Annotated in this window: 10 protein-coding genes; 7 read left to right on the top strand and 3 right to left on the bottom strand. The window is 46.4% G+C overall.

The genetic code is table 11. From position 1 onward, the window contains the following. Window positions 1–397: 397 nt before the first annotated feature. Both ACMXYU_RS16820 and ACMXYU_RS16815 read right to left on the bottom strand, forming a co-directional pair. Window positions 398–1,423, bottom strand: coding sequence for a CmpA/NrtA family ABC transporter substrate-binding protein (locus ACMXYU_RS16820; protein WP_415899564.1), 1,026 nt, complete (start codon window positions 1,421–1,423; stop codon window positions 398–400). 17 nt (window positions 1,424–1,440) lie between these two features. After that, complete coding sequence (locus ACMXYU_RS16815) at window positions 1,441–2,046, bottom strand: ANTAR domain-containing response regulator (RefSeq protein ID WP_415882905.1); 606 nt, start codon at window positions 2,044–2,046, stop codon at window positions 1,441–1,443. 229 nt (window positions 2,047–2,275) lie between these two features. On the opposite strand from ACMXYU_RS16815, the gene ACMXYU_RS16810 reads away from it, so the two are divergent. Both ACMXYU_RS16810 and ACMXYU_RS16805 read left to right on the top strand, forming a co-directional pair. Continuing rightward, window positions 2,276–4,906, top strand: a complete 2,631-nt coding sequence (locus ACMXYU_RS16810) for a molybdopterin-dependent oxidoreductase (protein WP_415899563.1) — start codon at window positions 2,276–2,278, stop codon at window positions 4,904–4,906. Between the two features lie 223 nt (window positions 4,907–5,129). Next, the gene (locus tag ACMXYU_RS16805; RefSeq protein WP_415899562.1) at window positions 5,130–7,331 is read left to right on the top strand and encodes an EAL domain-containing protein; all 2,202 of its coding nucleotides are present in this window, start codon (window positions 5,130–5,132) and stop codon (window positions 7,329–7,331) included. An 8-nt stretch (window positions 7,332–7,339) separates the two neighbouring features. Here ACMXYU_RS16805 and ACMXYU_RS16800 read toward each other — a convergent pair whose 3' ends face one another. After that, window positions 7,340–8,137, bottom strand: a complete 798-nt coding sequence (locus tag ACMXYU_RS16800; protein WP_415899561.1) for an NAD(P)H-flavin reductase — start codon at window positions 8,135–8,137, stop codon at window positions 7,340–7,342. 434 nt (window positions 8,138–8,571) lie between these two features. Between ACMXYU_RS16800 and ACMXYU_RS16795 the strand changes: the two genes are divergently transcribed. The 5 genes from ACMXYU_RS16795 (at window position 8,572) to ACMXYU_RS16775 (ending at window position 12,701) form a co-directional block, all read left to right on the top strand. Then, a complete protein-coding gene (locus ACMXYU_RS16795; protein WP_415899560.1) occupies window positions 8,572–9,546 on the top strand; it encodes a DUF1852 domain-containing protein in 975 nt (324 codons plus the stop codon). 25 nt (window positions 9,547–9,571) lie between these two features. After that, the gene (locus ACMXYU_RS16790) at window positions 9,572–10,600 is read left to right on the top strand and encodes a methionine synthase (RefSeq protein ID WP_415899559.1); all 1,029 of its coding nucleotides are present in this window, start codon (window positions 9,572–9,574) and stop codon (window positions 10,598–10,600) included. A 110-nt stretch (window positions 10,601–10,710) separates the two neighbouring features. Further along, window positions 10,711–11,532 (top strand): sulfite exporter TauE/SafE family protein, encoded by an 822-nt coding sequence (locus tag ACMXYU_RS16785; RefSeq protein WP_415899558.1) that lies wholly within the window; start codon window positions 10,711–10,713, stop codon window positions 11,530–11,532. 210 nt (window positions 11,533–11,742) lie between these two features. After that, the gene (locus tag ACMXYU_RS16780) at window positions 11,743–12,195 is read left to right on the top strand and encodes a hypothetical protein (protein ID WP_415899557.1); all 453 of its coding nucleotides are present in this window, start codon (window positions 11,743–11,745) and stop codon (window positions 12,193–12,195) included. Between the two features lie 41 nt (window positions 12,196–12,236). Beyond that, window positions 12,237–12,701 carry a hypothetical protein gene (locus ACMXYU_RS16775; RefSeq protein ID WP_415899556.1) on the top strand — a complete coding sequence of 155 codons (465 nt, stop codon included), beginning with the start codon at window positions 12,237–12,239 and terminating at the stop codon, window positions 12,699–12,701. Window positions 12,702–12,741: the final 40 nt, after the last annotated feature.

The following is a 12,741-nucleotide window of genomic DNA, read 5'->3' as shown; positions in this document are numbered from 1 at the left end:
CGCCTTTGCCTAGTTTCAAATTTTGTGACCTTCTGGGTCATGTTTAACTTTTAGAGTGCACCGCCATTGGTGCTCTCATTTGTTATCTAATAGAGCAGATGCTGTGCCAGAGTTTATTGAACTCAATAAAAACAATAAGTTATGGTAGTTCTGTGTGTTTCTGTAAGTTTAGGTCGTGGTTTGTTGCGGTGCACAATAGGGCTTTTGGTCATTAAGTTGGTGCAAAAGTGCGAGAGCAAAAATGGGGCAAGTGAAGCTTGTTTTGGGGCGAAAGGTTTAAAAAGGGGCTTTAAATGGAATAAAGATTATCAATAGAAGGGCGGGTTTTAGGATCGGAGCTTTGTAGAGAAAAAAAGCTCAGTTCTTATGAACTGAGCCTGTTCTTTTCAATTTAGATTTAAGCGCCGATCCAGTCGTGATATAGATCTTTGCGATAGACGTTATGAACGATCTCATCTTGATCAAATGCCTGCTCGCCAATCTGGCCGCATTTACGCATCTGATCGATTAAGAACAGCCCATGGTCAGGATCTGGGCAGTTCACATTCTCGCCGGAGAAATGCTGCTCCATCGAATAGGGTGGAGTGAACTTAGATAGTTGCTCTGCTGCTTGATCTAAATAAGGTGGCAGTGCGAGTAGTTTTAATATCTCAGCCTGATTACTTGGATCTTCTGCCCATAGGCAGGCTTCGTGGAGTGCTTTAATTAAAGCGCGGTGGGTATTTGGGTGTTGATCAGCCCACTGTTGCGTGACGCCCAGCACTTTCTCCATATGGGAGCCCCAAATCTTATGGCCGGTACTCACAAGGCCACCAATCTGTTGCACTAAAGCTAAGCTATTCCAAGGTTCACCTACGCAGTAACCATCAATCAGACCGGTGGAAAGGTTATCTAGCATTTTGGTCGGTGGTACCGCGACCAGCTGCACATCCTCTTCGGTATTGATGTTGTTCTGGTTTAACCAGAAGCGTAGTTGGTAGTGATGGTTTGAGTAGGGGTAAACGGTTGCGATAACCGGTTTGCGTCCGCTTTGTTGGATCAGCTCTTTAAACTGTTGGCCTACTTGCTCGCAGTCATCCCAATCAGAGATCTTATTCGACAGCGCTATATACAGTTCTTGCGATAGAGTGATAGCCGTACCGTTCTGGCTGAGGGATAACGCCGTCATCATCGGTGTAGGGTTACCGTTTAAGCCTAATGTTGCAGCCAGCGGCATTGGTGCCAGCATATGGGCTGCATCAAATAATCCAAAACTTACTTTGTCGCGAATAGAGGCCCAAGAGGACTCTTTACTCAGGATGACATTCAAACCATGTTTCTTAAAAAAGCCTTTCTCGCGCGCAACAACCAAAGGGGTACAATCGAGCAGTGCCACAAAACCTAGTTTCAGGTCAGTTTTTTCTAGTGTCAGTGCTTCTGACATATCAGCTCCTATCTCTTTTACTTACTCAGGCCGTTCGCCAGTTGTAAAACTTCAATCACATTTCGTGCCACATCGGGAATTTTCTGACCTCGGTCCATCGCAAGCTTACGCAGGGTTTGATATGCCTGTTCTTCGTCGCAGCCTTGATGCTTCATCAGCATGCCTTTGGCTTTCTCTATGGTTTTGCGTTCTGCCAGTTGGTTTCTGGTTTTCTCCAACTCTTCACGTAATAAACTGTGAGCATCGAAATGAGCAATCGCCGTATCCATAATCGCTTTTACGCGGTCTGGTTGTAGGCCGTCGGCTATATAAGCGCTGACACCGGCGTTGATTGCTTCGGCCATCGTCCTGCGGTCGTTCTGTTGTTCCGCAAAGAAAACGATCGGGCGTGGATTGTTCTGGCTCATCGTCGCCATACTTTCCAGCGTGTCACGGTTAGGTGAATCCATATCTATAATGACTATGTCGGGGTGGTTCTCCTCGACATGCTTATTTAGATCAGTGGTGTTAGGTAGATGACAGACAACATGGTGCCCTAGCGTATTTAACGCCTTCTCAAGCGCATTCACACGAATGGGCTCGTCATCGATCAACAGCACGTTTAAACAGTTTACTTTACTCATTAATCCAGTTCCGGAATTGGATAGCCTGTCATAAAGCAATATTTGTTCCATGGTTATTCGGGCGCTTTATGGCACGCGCTTTGCTGTACTAGGAGCAATACATTTTGATGCGCAACGGTGCGTGCTTACTCTGTCTTCAGTTTAGGGTATGCAGGTGCCTGCATTCCAAAAAACTGACCAGTAAGCCAAATATTTACGTTGCTCCTGGATAGTTTTATTGGAGGTAAAGATGCAAACGACAACGACCTGTCCTTACTGCGGCGTGGGCTGCGGGGTAAAGGCCGAAATTGCTGACGATTGCGTAGTTGCAGTAAAGGGTAACGAAGAACACCCCGCTAATTTTGGCAGATTATGTGTAAAAGGCTCCTCATTAAACGAGGTATTAGGGGCCGAAGGGCGCTTACTCAACCCAGTCGTCGATGGCGAAATTGTTGAGTGGGACAGTGCTCTTGAAACAGTCGCGGAAGGTTTCAAGCGCACCGTAATGGAGCACGGGCCCGATTCTGTGGCCTTTTATCTCTCCGGCCAGCTCCTTACCGAAGATTACTATATTGCCAACAAACTGATGAAAGGCTTTGTCGGCACCGCCAATGTCGATACCAACTCGCGCCTTTGTATGTCATCAGCCGTAGCTGGTTATAAGCGCGCTTTTGGTGCCGATGCTGTTCCTTGCTGCTATGAAGATCTAGAACTAGCCGAGCTGATCATCATCACCGGCTCAAACGCTGCGTGGAACCATCCAATCCTTTTCCAACGCATGAAAGCGGCAAAAGCTAAGAATCCTAATCTGAAAATAGTAGTGGTAGACCCTCGTCGAACCGCGACTTGTGATATCGCCGATCTGCATATTCAGCTCAAAGCCGAAACCGATAGCTCTCTGTTTACTGGTTTGCTTTCTTACTTAGCGCGTCATGATCATCTTGATTACGAATATATCGCCAACTTCACTGAAGGCTTCGCTGATGCCCGTGCTAATGCCGAGCTTACTTTCCCAGATGTTGAAAGCGTGGCTAAAGCTTGTGATCTGCCTATCATGCAGTTGCGCACCTTCTTTGAGTGGTACGCCAAAACTGAAAAAGTTGTGACCTTCTATTCGCAAGGGGTGAACCAGTCAGCTAGTGGAACCGATAACTCTAATGCCATTATTAACTGTCACCTTGCGACGGGTCGCCTAGGTAGAGAGGGTGCAGGACCGTTCTCTATTACTGGGCAGCCAAACGCAATGGGTGGCCGCGAAGTCGGTGGCCTAGCGAATCAGCTTGCAGCACATATGGAGCTAAACTCGCCAGAGGCGGTCGACCGTGTAGGACGTTTCTGGGGCAGCGATCATGTTGCGACTAGCGCCGGTTATAAAGCGGTGGATCTGTTCGAAGCGATTGAAGCGGGCAAAGTAAAAGCGATCTGGATTATGGGTACCAACCCTGCGGTAAGTTTGCCAAATGCCGATCAAGTGGTTCGCAGCTTGAAACAATGCCCGCTGGTGGTGGTATCTGACTGTATGGCGCATACCGATACGGTTGCCCTTGCCAATGTTTGTCTGCCGGCGACGGGCTGGAGTGAGAAAAACGGTACTGTAACTAACTCTGAGCGTCGTATCTCCCGCCAGCGCAGCTTGCTGCCGCCATCAGGCGAAGCGAAACCAGATTGGTGGATTATCAGCGAAGTGGCCAAGCGTATGGGCTATGAGCAGGCCTTCACCTACGATCACCCTTACGAGATCTTTAAAGAACATGCAGAGTTATCGGGTTTTGAAAACAACGGTAGCCGCGCCTTTGATATCAGCCTGCTGCAAGATCTGGATCTGAAAAGCTACGATGCTTTAAAACCACAACAGTGGCCGGTAACTGATGCTGCGCCTTATGGCACTGCGCGTTTATTTGCAGACGGTAAGTTTTTTACCCCATCGGGTAAGGCACAGTTTATTACGGTCGATCCACACGACCCGCTACAGCAGCCTTGCGACGAAATGCCTTTTGTTATGAATACCGGCCGTATTCGTGATCAGTGGCACACAATGACCCATACAGGGCGTACCAGCCGCCTTTTTCAACACCGCGAAGAACCCTTTGTTGAGCTCAACAGAGAGGACGCGGAAAAACTGAATATCAAAGAATCCGAGCTCGTTAAACTTAAAAACATACAGGCGGAATATATCGGTCGTGCCCGTATCGTTGATACCGATCAGCGCCGCGGTGAAATCTTTGTGCCTATGCACTGGAACAAACAGTTCAGTGCCAAGGCGCGTATGGGTGCTCTCGTGCAACCGGCGGTCGATCCGTTCTCGGGTCAGCCAGAAGGTAAACACGCGGTGGTCAATGTCGAGCCGTATAACCCCGCTTGGGAAGGTTGGCTGATTACCCGCAAGCCCCTTGATAATGCGTTACCGGTTGAATATTGGTCGCGCGTGCCCAAAGAGAGTGCATCGCTCTACTATCTGGCAGACAGCAACAAAATCGAAGATATGCGTAGCTGGTGTCAGGAACAGTTTGGTGAAATCGATATCTGGTTGGAAGATGCCAACCAAAATAGCTTCCGCGCAGCGGGTCTCAATGGCGAGCAGCTTGAGTGGGCCTTCTTCCGTATGCCTTACGGCCAGATCCCATCGACCTTGTGGTTGGAGCAACTCTTTGCCGAAACCGAAGTGAATATGGATCAACGCCGCTTCCTACTCAGCGTTACAGGCTGCGAACTGGAAGATCCGGGTGAGATCATCTGTAGCTGTTACCAAGTAGGCAGCCACGCCATCGAAGATGCTATCCAACAAGGCTGTAACTCTCTCGATGCATTAGGCAATAAGCTGAAATGCGGTACTAATTGTGGCTCCTGTATTCCAGAGTTGAATGGAATGTTGGGTAAATAGCGGATTTATTGAGCGAAAGCAGCCTTTAGGCTGCTTTTTTGTGTCAAACTGCTTAGCTCAGAATTAGTCGTTTTTTTTGTTTCTTTATATGATCCAGAAGTGAGCATTAATTCGTATGTACTGCAGCCAAAGTCTATCCTTTATAGCAAAGCCATCAATCAGGATGAATGGGGCAATTTAAAGCACTCAGGAATGAACTCAGTTAAGTAAGAATATTGGTAGTATGAGTTTAAAATTTGATCAATCCGTTGATGCAGCGCTTAAGCTGGTAAATGAGCATAGTGGTCATCAGTATTTTGATGTCTTGGTCACTAGTCTCGCTCAACTGATTGATGCTGATTATGTCCTGATTGGTGAACTAGATTTAGTTTCCCACCAAGCAAATACTGTCTCCTTATGGTGCGAAGGGCAGTTAGGTGAAAAGCTTTCTTATGATCTGGAGGGGACGCCTTGTGACAAAGTTTACAGTGGCGGCATATGTGTTTATCCCCGTGATATAGCAACGCTTTTCCCTGGCGACCAAATGCTGGATGACTTTGGCTTGCAAGGTTATGTTGGCAAAAGCCTAAAAGATGCTGAGGGTAAACCTATAGGTTTATTGGTTGCATTGTTTAAGCAAAAGGATCAGGCCTGCGAAGATGTTTTGGGTATTTTCGATCTTTTCGCCATACGTGCGTCTGCTGAATTAGAGCGCACTCTCTGGGAGAGGGAGCAGCAGAAACAGATCTCTCTTCTACAAAAGAAAAATCAGCAGTTAGATCTTTCTCATCGAGTTTTTGAACATACGAATGAGGGGCTTCTGGTCTCTGATGAAAACAACAATATTCTTGAAGTAAACGCCGCATTTGAAAGGATGTGTGGTTATAGCAGGGAAGAGCTGATTGGCAATAACCCCAGTATGCTCAATTCAGGTCTACAACCGAAATCTTTTTACGATGCGATGTGGCAGGACCTTTCCACAAAAGGCATCTGGCAGGGTGAGTTGTGGAACCGACGCAAGGATGGTGAAACTTATCCGGTATGGAGTTCAATCTCTCTGGTAAAGAATGATCAGGGCGAAATATCCAACTTTATCTCCAGCTTTAGAGATATCAGTTCTGAGAAGGCGTTGCAGGAGCAGCTCTATCATCAGGCTACTCATGACTACCTGACTGGACTGAGTAATAGCTTTGAGTTCCAAGACCATGCCACTAAAGCGATTGCTGTTGCTCAACGGGCGAGTCAGCATATTGCTTTGATTCGTATGAATATTGATAACCTGAATATGGTGAACTCTTCATACGGGCATATCGTTGGAGACATGGTTGTAAAAACCATTGGTGAGAAGCTTAAAGGCCAGACGCGTGACAGTGATGTATTGGCACGCCTGGGAGGTGATGACTTTGCATTGCTGGCGGGTTTCGACAGCTTTCATCGCTTAGAAAAACAAATTAAACGCACATTGCAGCTATTTACAGAGACTATTCACACTGAGTCAGGTGATATCTCTCCTTCTTGCTCTGTCGGTATTAGTATCTTGGGTGAGGATGCCGAAGATCTTGATGCTTTAATGCGCAATGCTCAAACCGCTCTACGTTTTGCAAAACAGCATTTCCGTGGCGGCTATAGTTTTTATAGTCAGGAGTTTGAAGAGCAGGCCCGTCGCCATGACAAAGTAGAAAACAGGCTCTACAAAGCGCTTTCTGAAGGGGTGATTGAGCCGTATTTCCAGCCGATCATTAATCTAAAAGATATGTCAGTCCATCATTGTGAAGCTCTGGCTCGCTGGACGGATGAGCAGTTAGGTCAGGTTTCCCCAGCAGAATTTATTCCAATAGCTGAGTCTACTGGGCTTATACAGAAGTTAGGGGAATTGATATTCAACCGCTCAGTTCAGGTTTTTGCTCAGTTGAATGCTGAATTGAGTCGCGAGCACAAGAACCCTGTAGGCGTGACGGTTAACCGCTCGCCGGGTGAGTTCAACTTCAGCAAAGGAGAGATGCTTACCACCGCAGAAACCCTAACCCAACACGATTTGAGTCCTGACTTGGTTTGTATCGAAATAACCGAAAACTTGATGATTGAGTCACCGGATGAGGCATTAGAGCAGCTTAATCATATTAAAAACCAAGGGTTTTCATTGGCGCTTGACGATTTTGGTACCGGCTTTTCATCTTTGAGTTACCTGAAGCATTACCCTTTTGATTATCTGAAAATCGACCAGTCTTTTATCAGAGATATGAAAGAGCAGGGCGAAGATTATCTCCTGGTGAAAACTATTATCCAGATGGCTAAAAACCTTGGTTTGCAAACTATAGCTGAGGGTGTTGAAACAGAAGAGCAGTGCCGACTACTTAAAGACTTGGGTTGTGATTATGGTCAGGGGTACCTGTTCAGCAAACCTCTACCACAGAACGAACTGTTCCAGTTTGTTAGGGATGCTTAATTAGCTCTTCAACTAGCTGATTTCTGCCCCCTTGGTGCAAACTCAAACACGTCTGAGTAGCAGTTCTCTTCCTTAAGCCCATTTGACTCCAACTGATCGATTGTGCCGTAAACCATATTGGGTGAGCCGCAGAGGTAGGTTTGAGTCCCCTCAAGTGCAGCACAGTCTTTGCTTACCACTTCGTAGATATAGCCAGTGCGGCCGTTCCAATTGGCGTCTGGCGATTCGAGAATCGGTGTGAAGCTGAGGTTCGCATTTTGATCCGCCCAAGCTTGGAACTGCTCTAGCAGATAGAACTCAGCGCTCTGTTTGTTCGACCAGTAAATATTCACCTTAGCATCAGGTTTACGTCTTAATATCTCTTCGGTGATGCTTTTAATTTTGGATATGCCCGAGCCCGCAGCGATCAGCAGGTGAGGCTGAGCAAGGTCAGTCTGTAAAAAGGCTTTCCCCATGGCCAGCGTTACATTCAGGGGCGTTTGGCTTTCTGCATGTTGAGATAGGCAGTTCAAAACCTTATCAGCAAACTCACTGCCGTTTTGGATAAACAGTTGTAAGCGGCGTGGTGTCTCTGAATCTGGGCTGCTGGCAATGGTGTAAGAGAGCGTTTGTAGCTGACCATCGCCATTAACATCTAAATCGATCTGCAGATACTGTCCTGCATGATAGTTAAGCTCTGTACCTGCTGGCGATTGCAGCTCAATATCAAAGGTTCCTGTATCAAAAGAGCCGTTTCTCAAAGGGGCAAACTTAACAACCTGACAAGGGTAAGAAACGACTGGGTAGGTTGTGGCAACGTTACTCATAAACAAACCTAAATATTCTGTTTTCGTGACTGATTGCCAAGCAGCTTAAAGAGCTTATTGCATGAGTAGAAATGGTTAATTTTCACTGATCAATTAGTTTCCCTCATACATTGTCTATTCGCTGCGCTTGCCGAGCACCAGATCCTGAGCATCACCGATGACGACGCAGCCTATGTAAATTGGGCGCTCATCCAGCAAAAAAATACCTCGTAGTGCCTATTCCAAACGTTGCCTTAATCAATTCATGAGCAAAGGTCATCAAACCATAAATTTTAATCAATTTTTTTCATAAAGCTGTCCCTGTAAAAAGTGCACTTAACTGAACGCTCAACAGAAGTACGACTGCTCCTAATATCGGCCCTTGGTTATTTAAGGCAGGTGAACAGTCCAGAGAGCGATGAAAAGTCAGACTTAATTTCTACGGAATAAAGATTATGAGCAACGGTTTCGAATACAGCATTGAGCGCATTAGTTTCGACGAAAACTATGAGCCATCAGGCAATACTCGCCTAACAACTAACTTTGCCAATTTAGCCCGTGGCGAACAGCGTAAAGAAAATTTGAGCCGTGCGATCAAGATGATTGATAACAGCTTTAATACGCTGGCGACTTGGGATAACCCAAACAATGATCGTTACTCGGTAGAGCTAGAGATCATCCATGTTGATATTGATGTGCAAGGGAATGGCGATAACTTCCCAACGATTGAGATCTTAAAAACGTACATCCTTGATCACAAAACTGAGCGCCGTATTGAAGGCATTGTTGGCAACAACTTCTCCTCTTACGTGCGTGATTATGATTTCAGCGTGCTGCTGTTGAATCACAACAAAGGTGAAGAGCAATTCAGCGTTCCGGATAACTACGGTGAGCTGCATGGCAACATGTTTAAAGACTTTGTGAACTCAGAGGCCTACAAGCAGAACTTCAACAAACTGCCTGTGATCTGCCTGAGTGTGTCGGATAACAAGACTTATTATAAGACGGCGAATACTCACCCAGTTCTAGGTACGGAATACGAGCCAAACGAGCCGTCATTGACCGAACAGTACTTCAAAAAGATGGGCATGGAAGTGCGTTACTTCATGCCGCCAAACAGCGTGGCGCCGTATGCGTTTTATTTCTACGGGGATCTGCTCAACGATTACACCAACCTTGAGTTGATTAGCACTCTTAGCACGATGGAGACGTTCCAAAAGATCTATCGTCCAGAGATTTATAACGCCAATGCTTTTGCCGGTGAAGTGTTTAAACCAAGTTTGAAGCACCAAGATTATTCACTAACGCAAGTTGTGTATGACCGCGAAGAACGCAGCCGTTTAGCGGTTGAGCAGGGCAGATGGGCGGAAGAGCACTTTATTAAGCCCTATGGGGATCTTCTTGAAAAATGGTCTGCTAACTACGCGTAAGCCAAGATATAGAGCTGTATAAATTATGAAAAACTTACTACCTACTTCAACTGCTGGCAGTTTACCTAAACCCTCTTGGCTAGCAGAACCGGAGAAACTTTGGTCAGATTGGAAACTAGAAGGTGATGAACTCCTGTTCGGCAAACAGGATGCACTGCGTGTGACCCTGCAAGAGCAAGAAAATGCCGGTATCGATATCGTTAGCGATGGTGAGCAAACACGCCAGCACTTTGTTACCACCTTTATCGAGAACCTGAGCGGCGTTGATTTTGAAAAGCGCAAAACCGTTCGCATTCGTAACCGCTACGATGCCAGCGTACCGACGGTTGTTGGTCCGGTGAGTCGTCAAAAGCCTGTGTTTGTTGAAGACGCTAAATTCCTGCGTAAACAAACGGATCAGCCGATTAAATGGGCTCTACCAGGGCCAATGACCATGGTTGATACCCTGTACGATGATCACTACAAGAGCCGTAAAGATCTAGCTTGGGAGTTTGCCAAAGCGCTCAACGAAGAAGCGAAAGAGCTAGAAGCGGCTGGTGTGGATATTATCCAGTTTGATGAGCCGGCATTTAACGTCTTCTTTGAAGAAGTAAATGAATGGGGCATCGCTTGCCTAGAGCGCGCGATCGAAGGGCTTAAATGCGAAACAGCCGTGCATATCTGCTACGGCTACGGCATTAAAGCCAATACCGATTGGAAAAAAACGCTGGGCTCGGAATGGCGTCAATACGAAGAGACGTTCCCATCTCTACAGAAATCCAATATCGACATCATCTCTTTGGAATGCCACAACGGCCGTGTGCCGCTTGAAGTACTTGAGCTGATTCGTGGTAAGAAAGTGATGGTGGGTGCGATTGATGTCGCGACAGAGACCATCGAGACGCCGGAAGAGGTCGCCGAAACACTACGCGGTGCGCTCAAGTATGTTGATGCCGACAAACTCTACCCTTGCACCAACTGCGGTATGGCACCTCTATCACGCGAGATTGCACGCGGCAAGTTGAATGCCCTGCGCGCGGGTGCAGAACTGGTTAGAAAAGAGCTGGCAGCTTAAGACCGTCTTAGCAACTCAGCTCGACACTCTTTTAAAAACTGGGGCCTTTTGGCCCCATCTCTTTATGGCTATAAACCTCAGGGTAGAGCCACTGTATAGAAAGTCCCTCAATGAATATCACTGAATTCTTTATCAACAATATCCCTACCTTTTTAGCGCTACTGGCAACAGGTGCATTCGCTGGCATCTTAGCGGGTTTACTTGGTGTCGGTGGCGGCATCGTCATCGTACCGGTGCTGTTTTTCCTCTTTCAGAGTTTTGGCGTATCACCAGAATCAGCCATGGTTGTGGCGACTGCAACCTCGTTGGCGACGATTGTTCCTACCTCTATCAGCTCGATTCGCTCCCATCACAACAAAGGCAATGTCGACTTTGATCTGCTAAAACGTTGGGCAGCTTTTATCTTTGTCGGTGTACTGATTGGCAGTTGGCTGGTAACGCGGGTCGATGGCACTTGGCTCACTGCGCTATTTGGCGTGATCGCGACGCTATCTGCGCTGAACATGTTATTTAGAAGCGGTAAATCCGCGTTGTTCCAACAGTTACCGGGTAAAGCAGGGCAAACGGCTATGGGCACATCCATTGGCTTTTTCAGCTCAATGGTCGGTATCGGCGGCGGCACAATCTCGGTGCCGCTGCTGACCCTATACAACTACCCTGCGCATAAAGCGGTAGGTACGGCTGCTGCTATCGGTCTAATCATCTCCTTGCCAGGTGCCGTAACTATGTTGCTGCTGGGTAACACACCAGCCGATGCCCCAGCGGGTACATTTGGCTTAGTTAACTTGATCGGTTTCTTCTGCATTGTGCCACTTACCGTACTGTTCGCCCCGATTGGCGTATCCATCGCATCGAAGTTGGATGCAGGCAAGCTGAAGAAAGTGTTTGCTGTGGTGCTGCTGATTACAGGATTGCGTATGTTATTGCTTTAAACAGATGCTAGTGGCAAGGATGCCGCTGCGCGGCTAGAGATCGCTTCGCTTTTAGGGCGCAGCTACGCTGCTAGAGGACGGCTGCGCCTAGAGGAAAGGCGTGGGGATGTAGTGGCTTCTGTTTTGTGCCATTAGCAGACAGGGCCTCTGATTTACATGTATAAGCTTTCAGGTATTATCTTACACATGAGTATTCACAACAGGGAATGTATGAAAAAAAACCGCACATATTTAGTTTTCGTTCTTACTATCATTGGTTTGACCGGTTGTTCTGATTCTGAGGTCACTCATGCCCCTGTTTATAGTCAGTGTATTGGCCTTATAGAGCCTTATATGCAAAAGGCCAAATCATTACATGGGACTGAGACCGCTCTAACCTTGTTTGATAAAAAACTTGAACCTTCCCATGGAGTTATAGGTTTCATTTCAGTTACCGGAGAGAAGAAAGAGCGATTTTTGAATACACTCTCGTCCCTTTGTTACCCCATAAGCCGTGAGCTCTACGATAATACGACACATGGTGCTAAGCAGGTTCTTAGCCGTGTTCAATGGTTCGAGAAGGAAGGTCGTGATTATTTTGTTCATGGGGATAAGGGGAAAATTGGAATTTATTTCAATGACACTCCTGAGCACATAGTAAAAGGAATCATACAGACTAAGTAATGTCTGCAAAGTGTCGATAGATGACTTTTAAAGGGATATAGATGATCAACTATGACTGGAAATGTAAGAAGTGCTCCACTGCCAATAAAGCTGGCTCTGACGCATGTCTATCTTGTGGGGAATCTGCATATATTTCTGGTGATGAGATTGAAGGAAATCACAACGCAGCCCAAAGCAAGAAGCAACAGCTTGCCCATACTCATGTAGTTTTTTTAGTTTGCTCAATGACCTTATGTATAAGGTCTATACATGAAGGCTGGACAGAGACTGCAATCACATACGGTATTGTTTTCCTCATAACTTTGTTCGTCTTTATCCCGAAATTTGGCTCATCAATTAAGAATTGTTCACTTGGAGCCATAGATTACTTAGGAATCATTTTGTTTATGATTGCCTTCTTAATGATTTTGGTTACAAAGATCGGTTACCTTTGGATGCTTATCTTAGGCCTTCCCTTCTACTTCTTTACGAAGAAGGTCTCATTGAAGATAGCAAGTAGGGTGTAATAGCAAAGCGTATTACACCAATTCCAAACCTTAATTGTGT

The sequence above is a fragment of the Neptuniibacter sp. QD48_11 genome, assembly GCF_047778095.1.
Taxonomy (GTDB): domain Bacteria; phylum Pseudomonadota; class Gammaproteobacteria; order Pseudomonadales; family Balneatricaceae; genus Neptuniibacter.
This window is presented reverse-complemented; position numbering and strand designations above follow the sequence as displayed.

What these genes read in the sequence shown, in the direction of transcription:
- ACMXYU_RS16815 (WP_415882905.1), bottom strand. Translation starts at nt 2,046, where the DNA reads ATGAGTAAAGTAAACTGTTTAAACGTGCTGTTGATCGATGACGAGCCC.
- ACMXYU_RS16780 (WP_415899557.1), top strand. Translation starts at nt 11,743, where the DNA reads ATGAAAAAAAACCGCACATATTTAGTTTTCGTTCTTACTATCATTGGT.
- ACMXYU_RS16790 (WP_415899559.1), top strand. Translation starts at nt 9,572, where the DNA reads ATGAAAAACTTACTACCTACTTCAACTGCTGGCAGTTTACCTAAACCC.
- ACMXYU_RS16775 (WP_415899556.1), top strand. Translation starts at nt 12,237, where the DNA reads ATGATCAACTATGACTGGAAATGTAAGAAGTGCTCCACTGCCAATAAA.
- ACMXYU_RS16810 (WP_415899563.1), top strand. Translation starts at nt 2,276, where the DNA reads ATGCAAACGACAACGACCTGTCCTTACTGCGGCGTGGGCTGCGGGGTA.
- ACMXYU_RS16795 (WP_415899560.1), top strand. Translation starts at nt 8,572, where the DNA reads ATGAGCAACGGTTTCGAATACAGCATTGAGCGCATTAGTTTCGACGAA.
- ACMXYU_RS16805 (WP_415899562.1), top strand. Translation starts at nt 5,130, where the DNA reads ATGAGTTTAAAATTTGATCAATCCGTTGATGCAGCGCTTAAGCTGGTA.
- ACMXYU_RS16820 (WP_415899564.1), bottom strand. Translation starts at nt 1,423, where the DNA reads ATGTCAGAAGCACTGACACTAGAAAAAACTGACCTGAAACTAGGTTTT.
- ACMXYU_RS16785 (WP_415899558.1), top strand. Translation starts at nt 10,711, where the DNA reads ATGAATATCACTGAATTCTTTATCAACAATATCCCTACCTTTTTAGCG.
- ACMXYU_RS16800 (WP_415899561.1), bottom strand. Translation starts at nt 8,137, where the DNA reads ATGAGTAACGTTGCCACAACCTACCCAGTCGTTTCTTACCCTTGTCAG.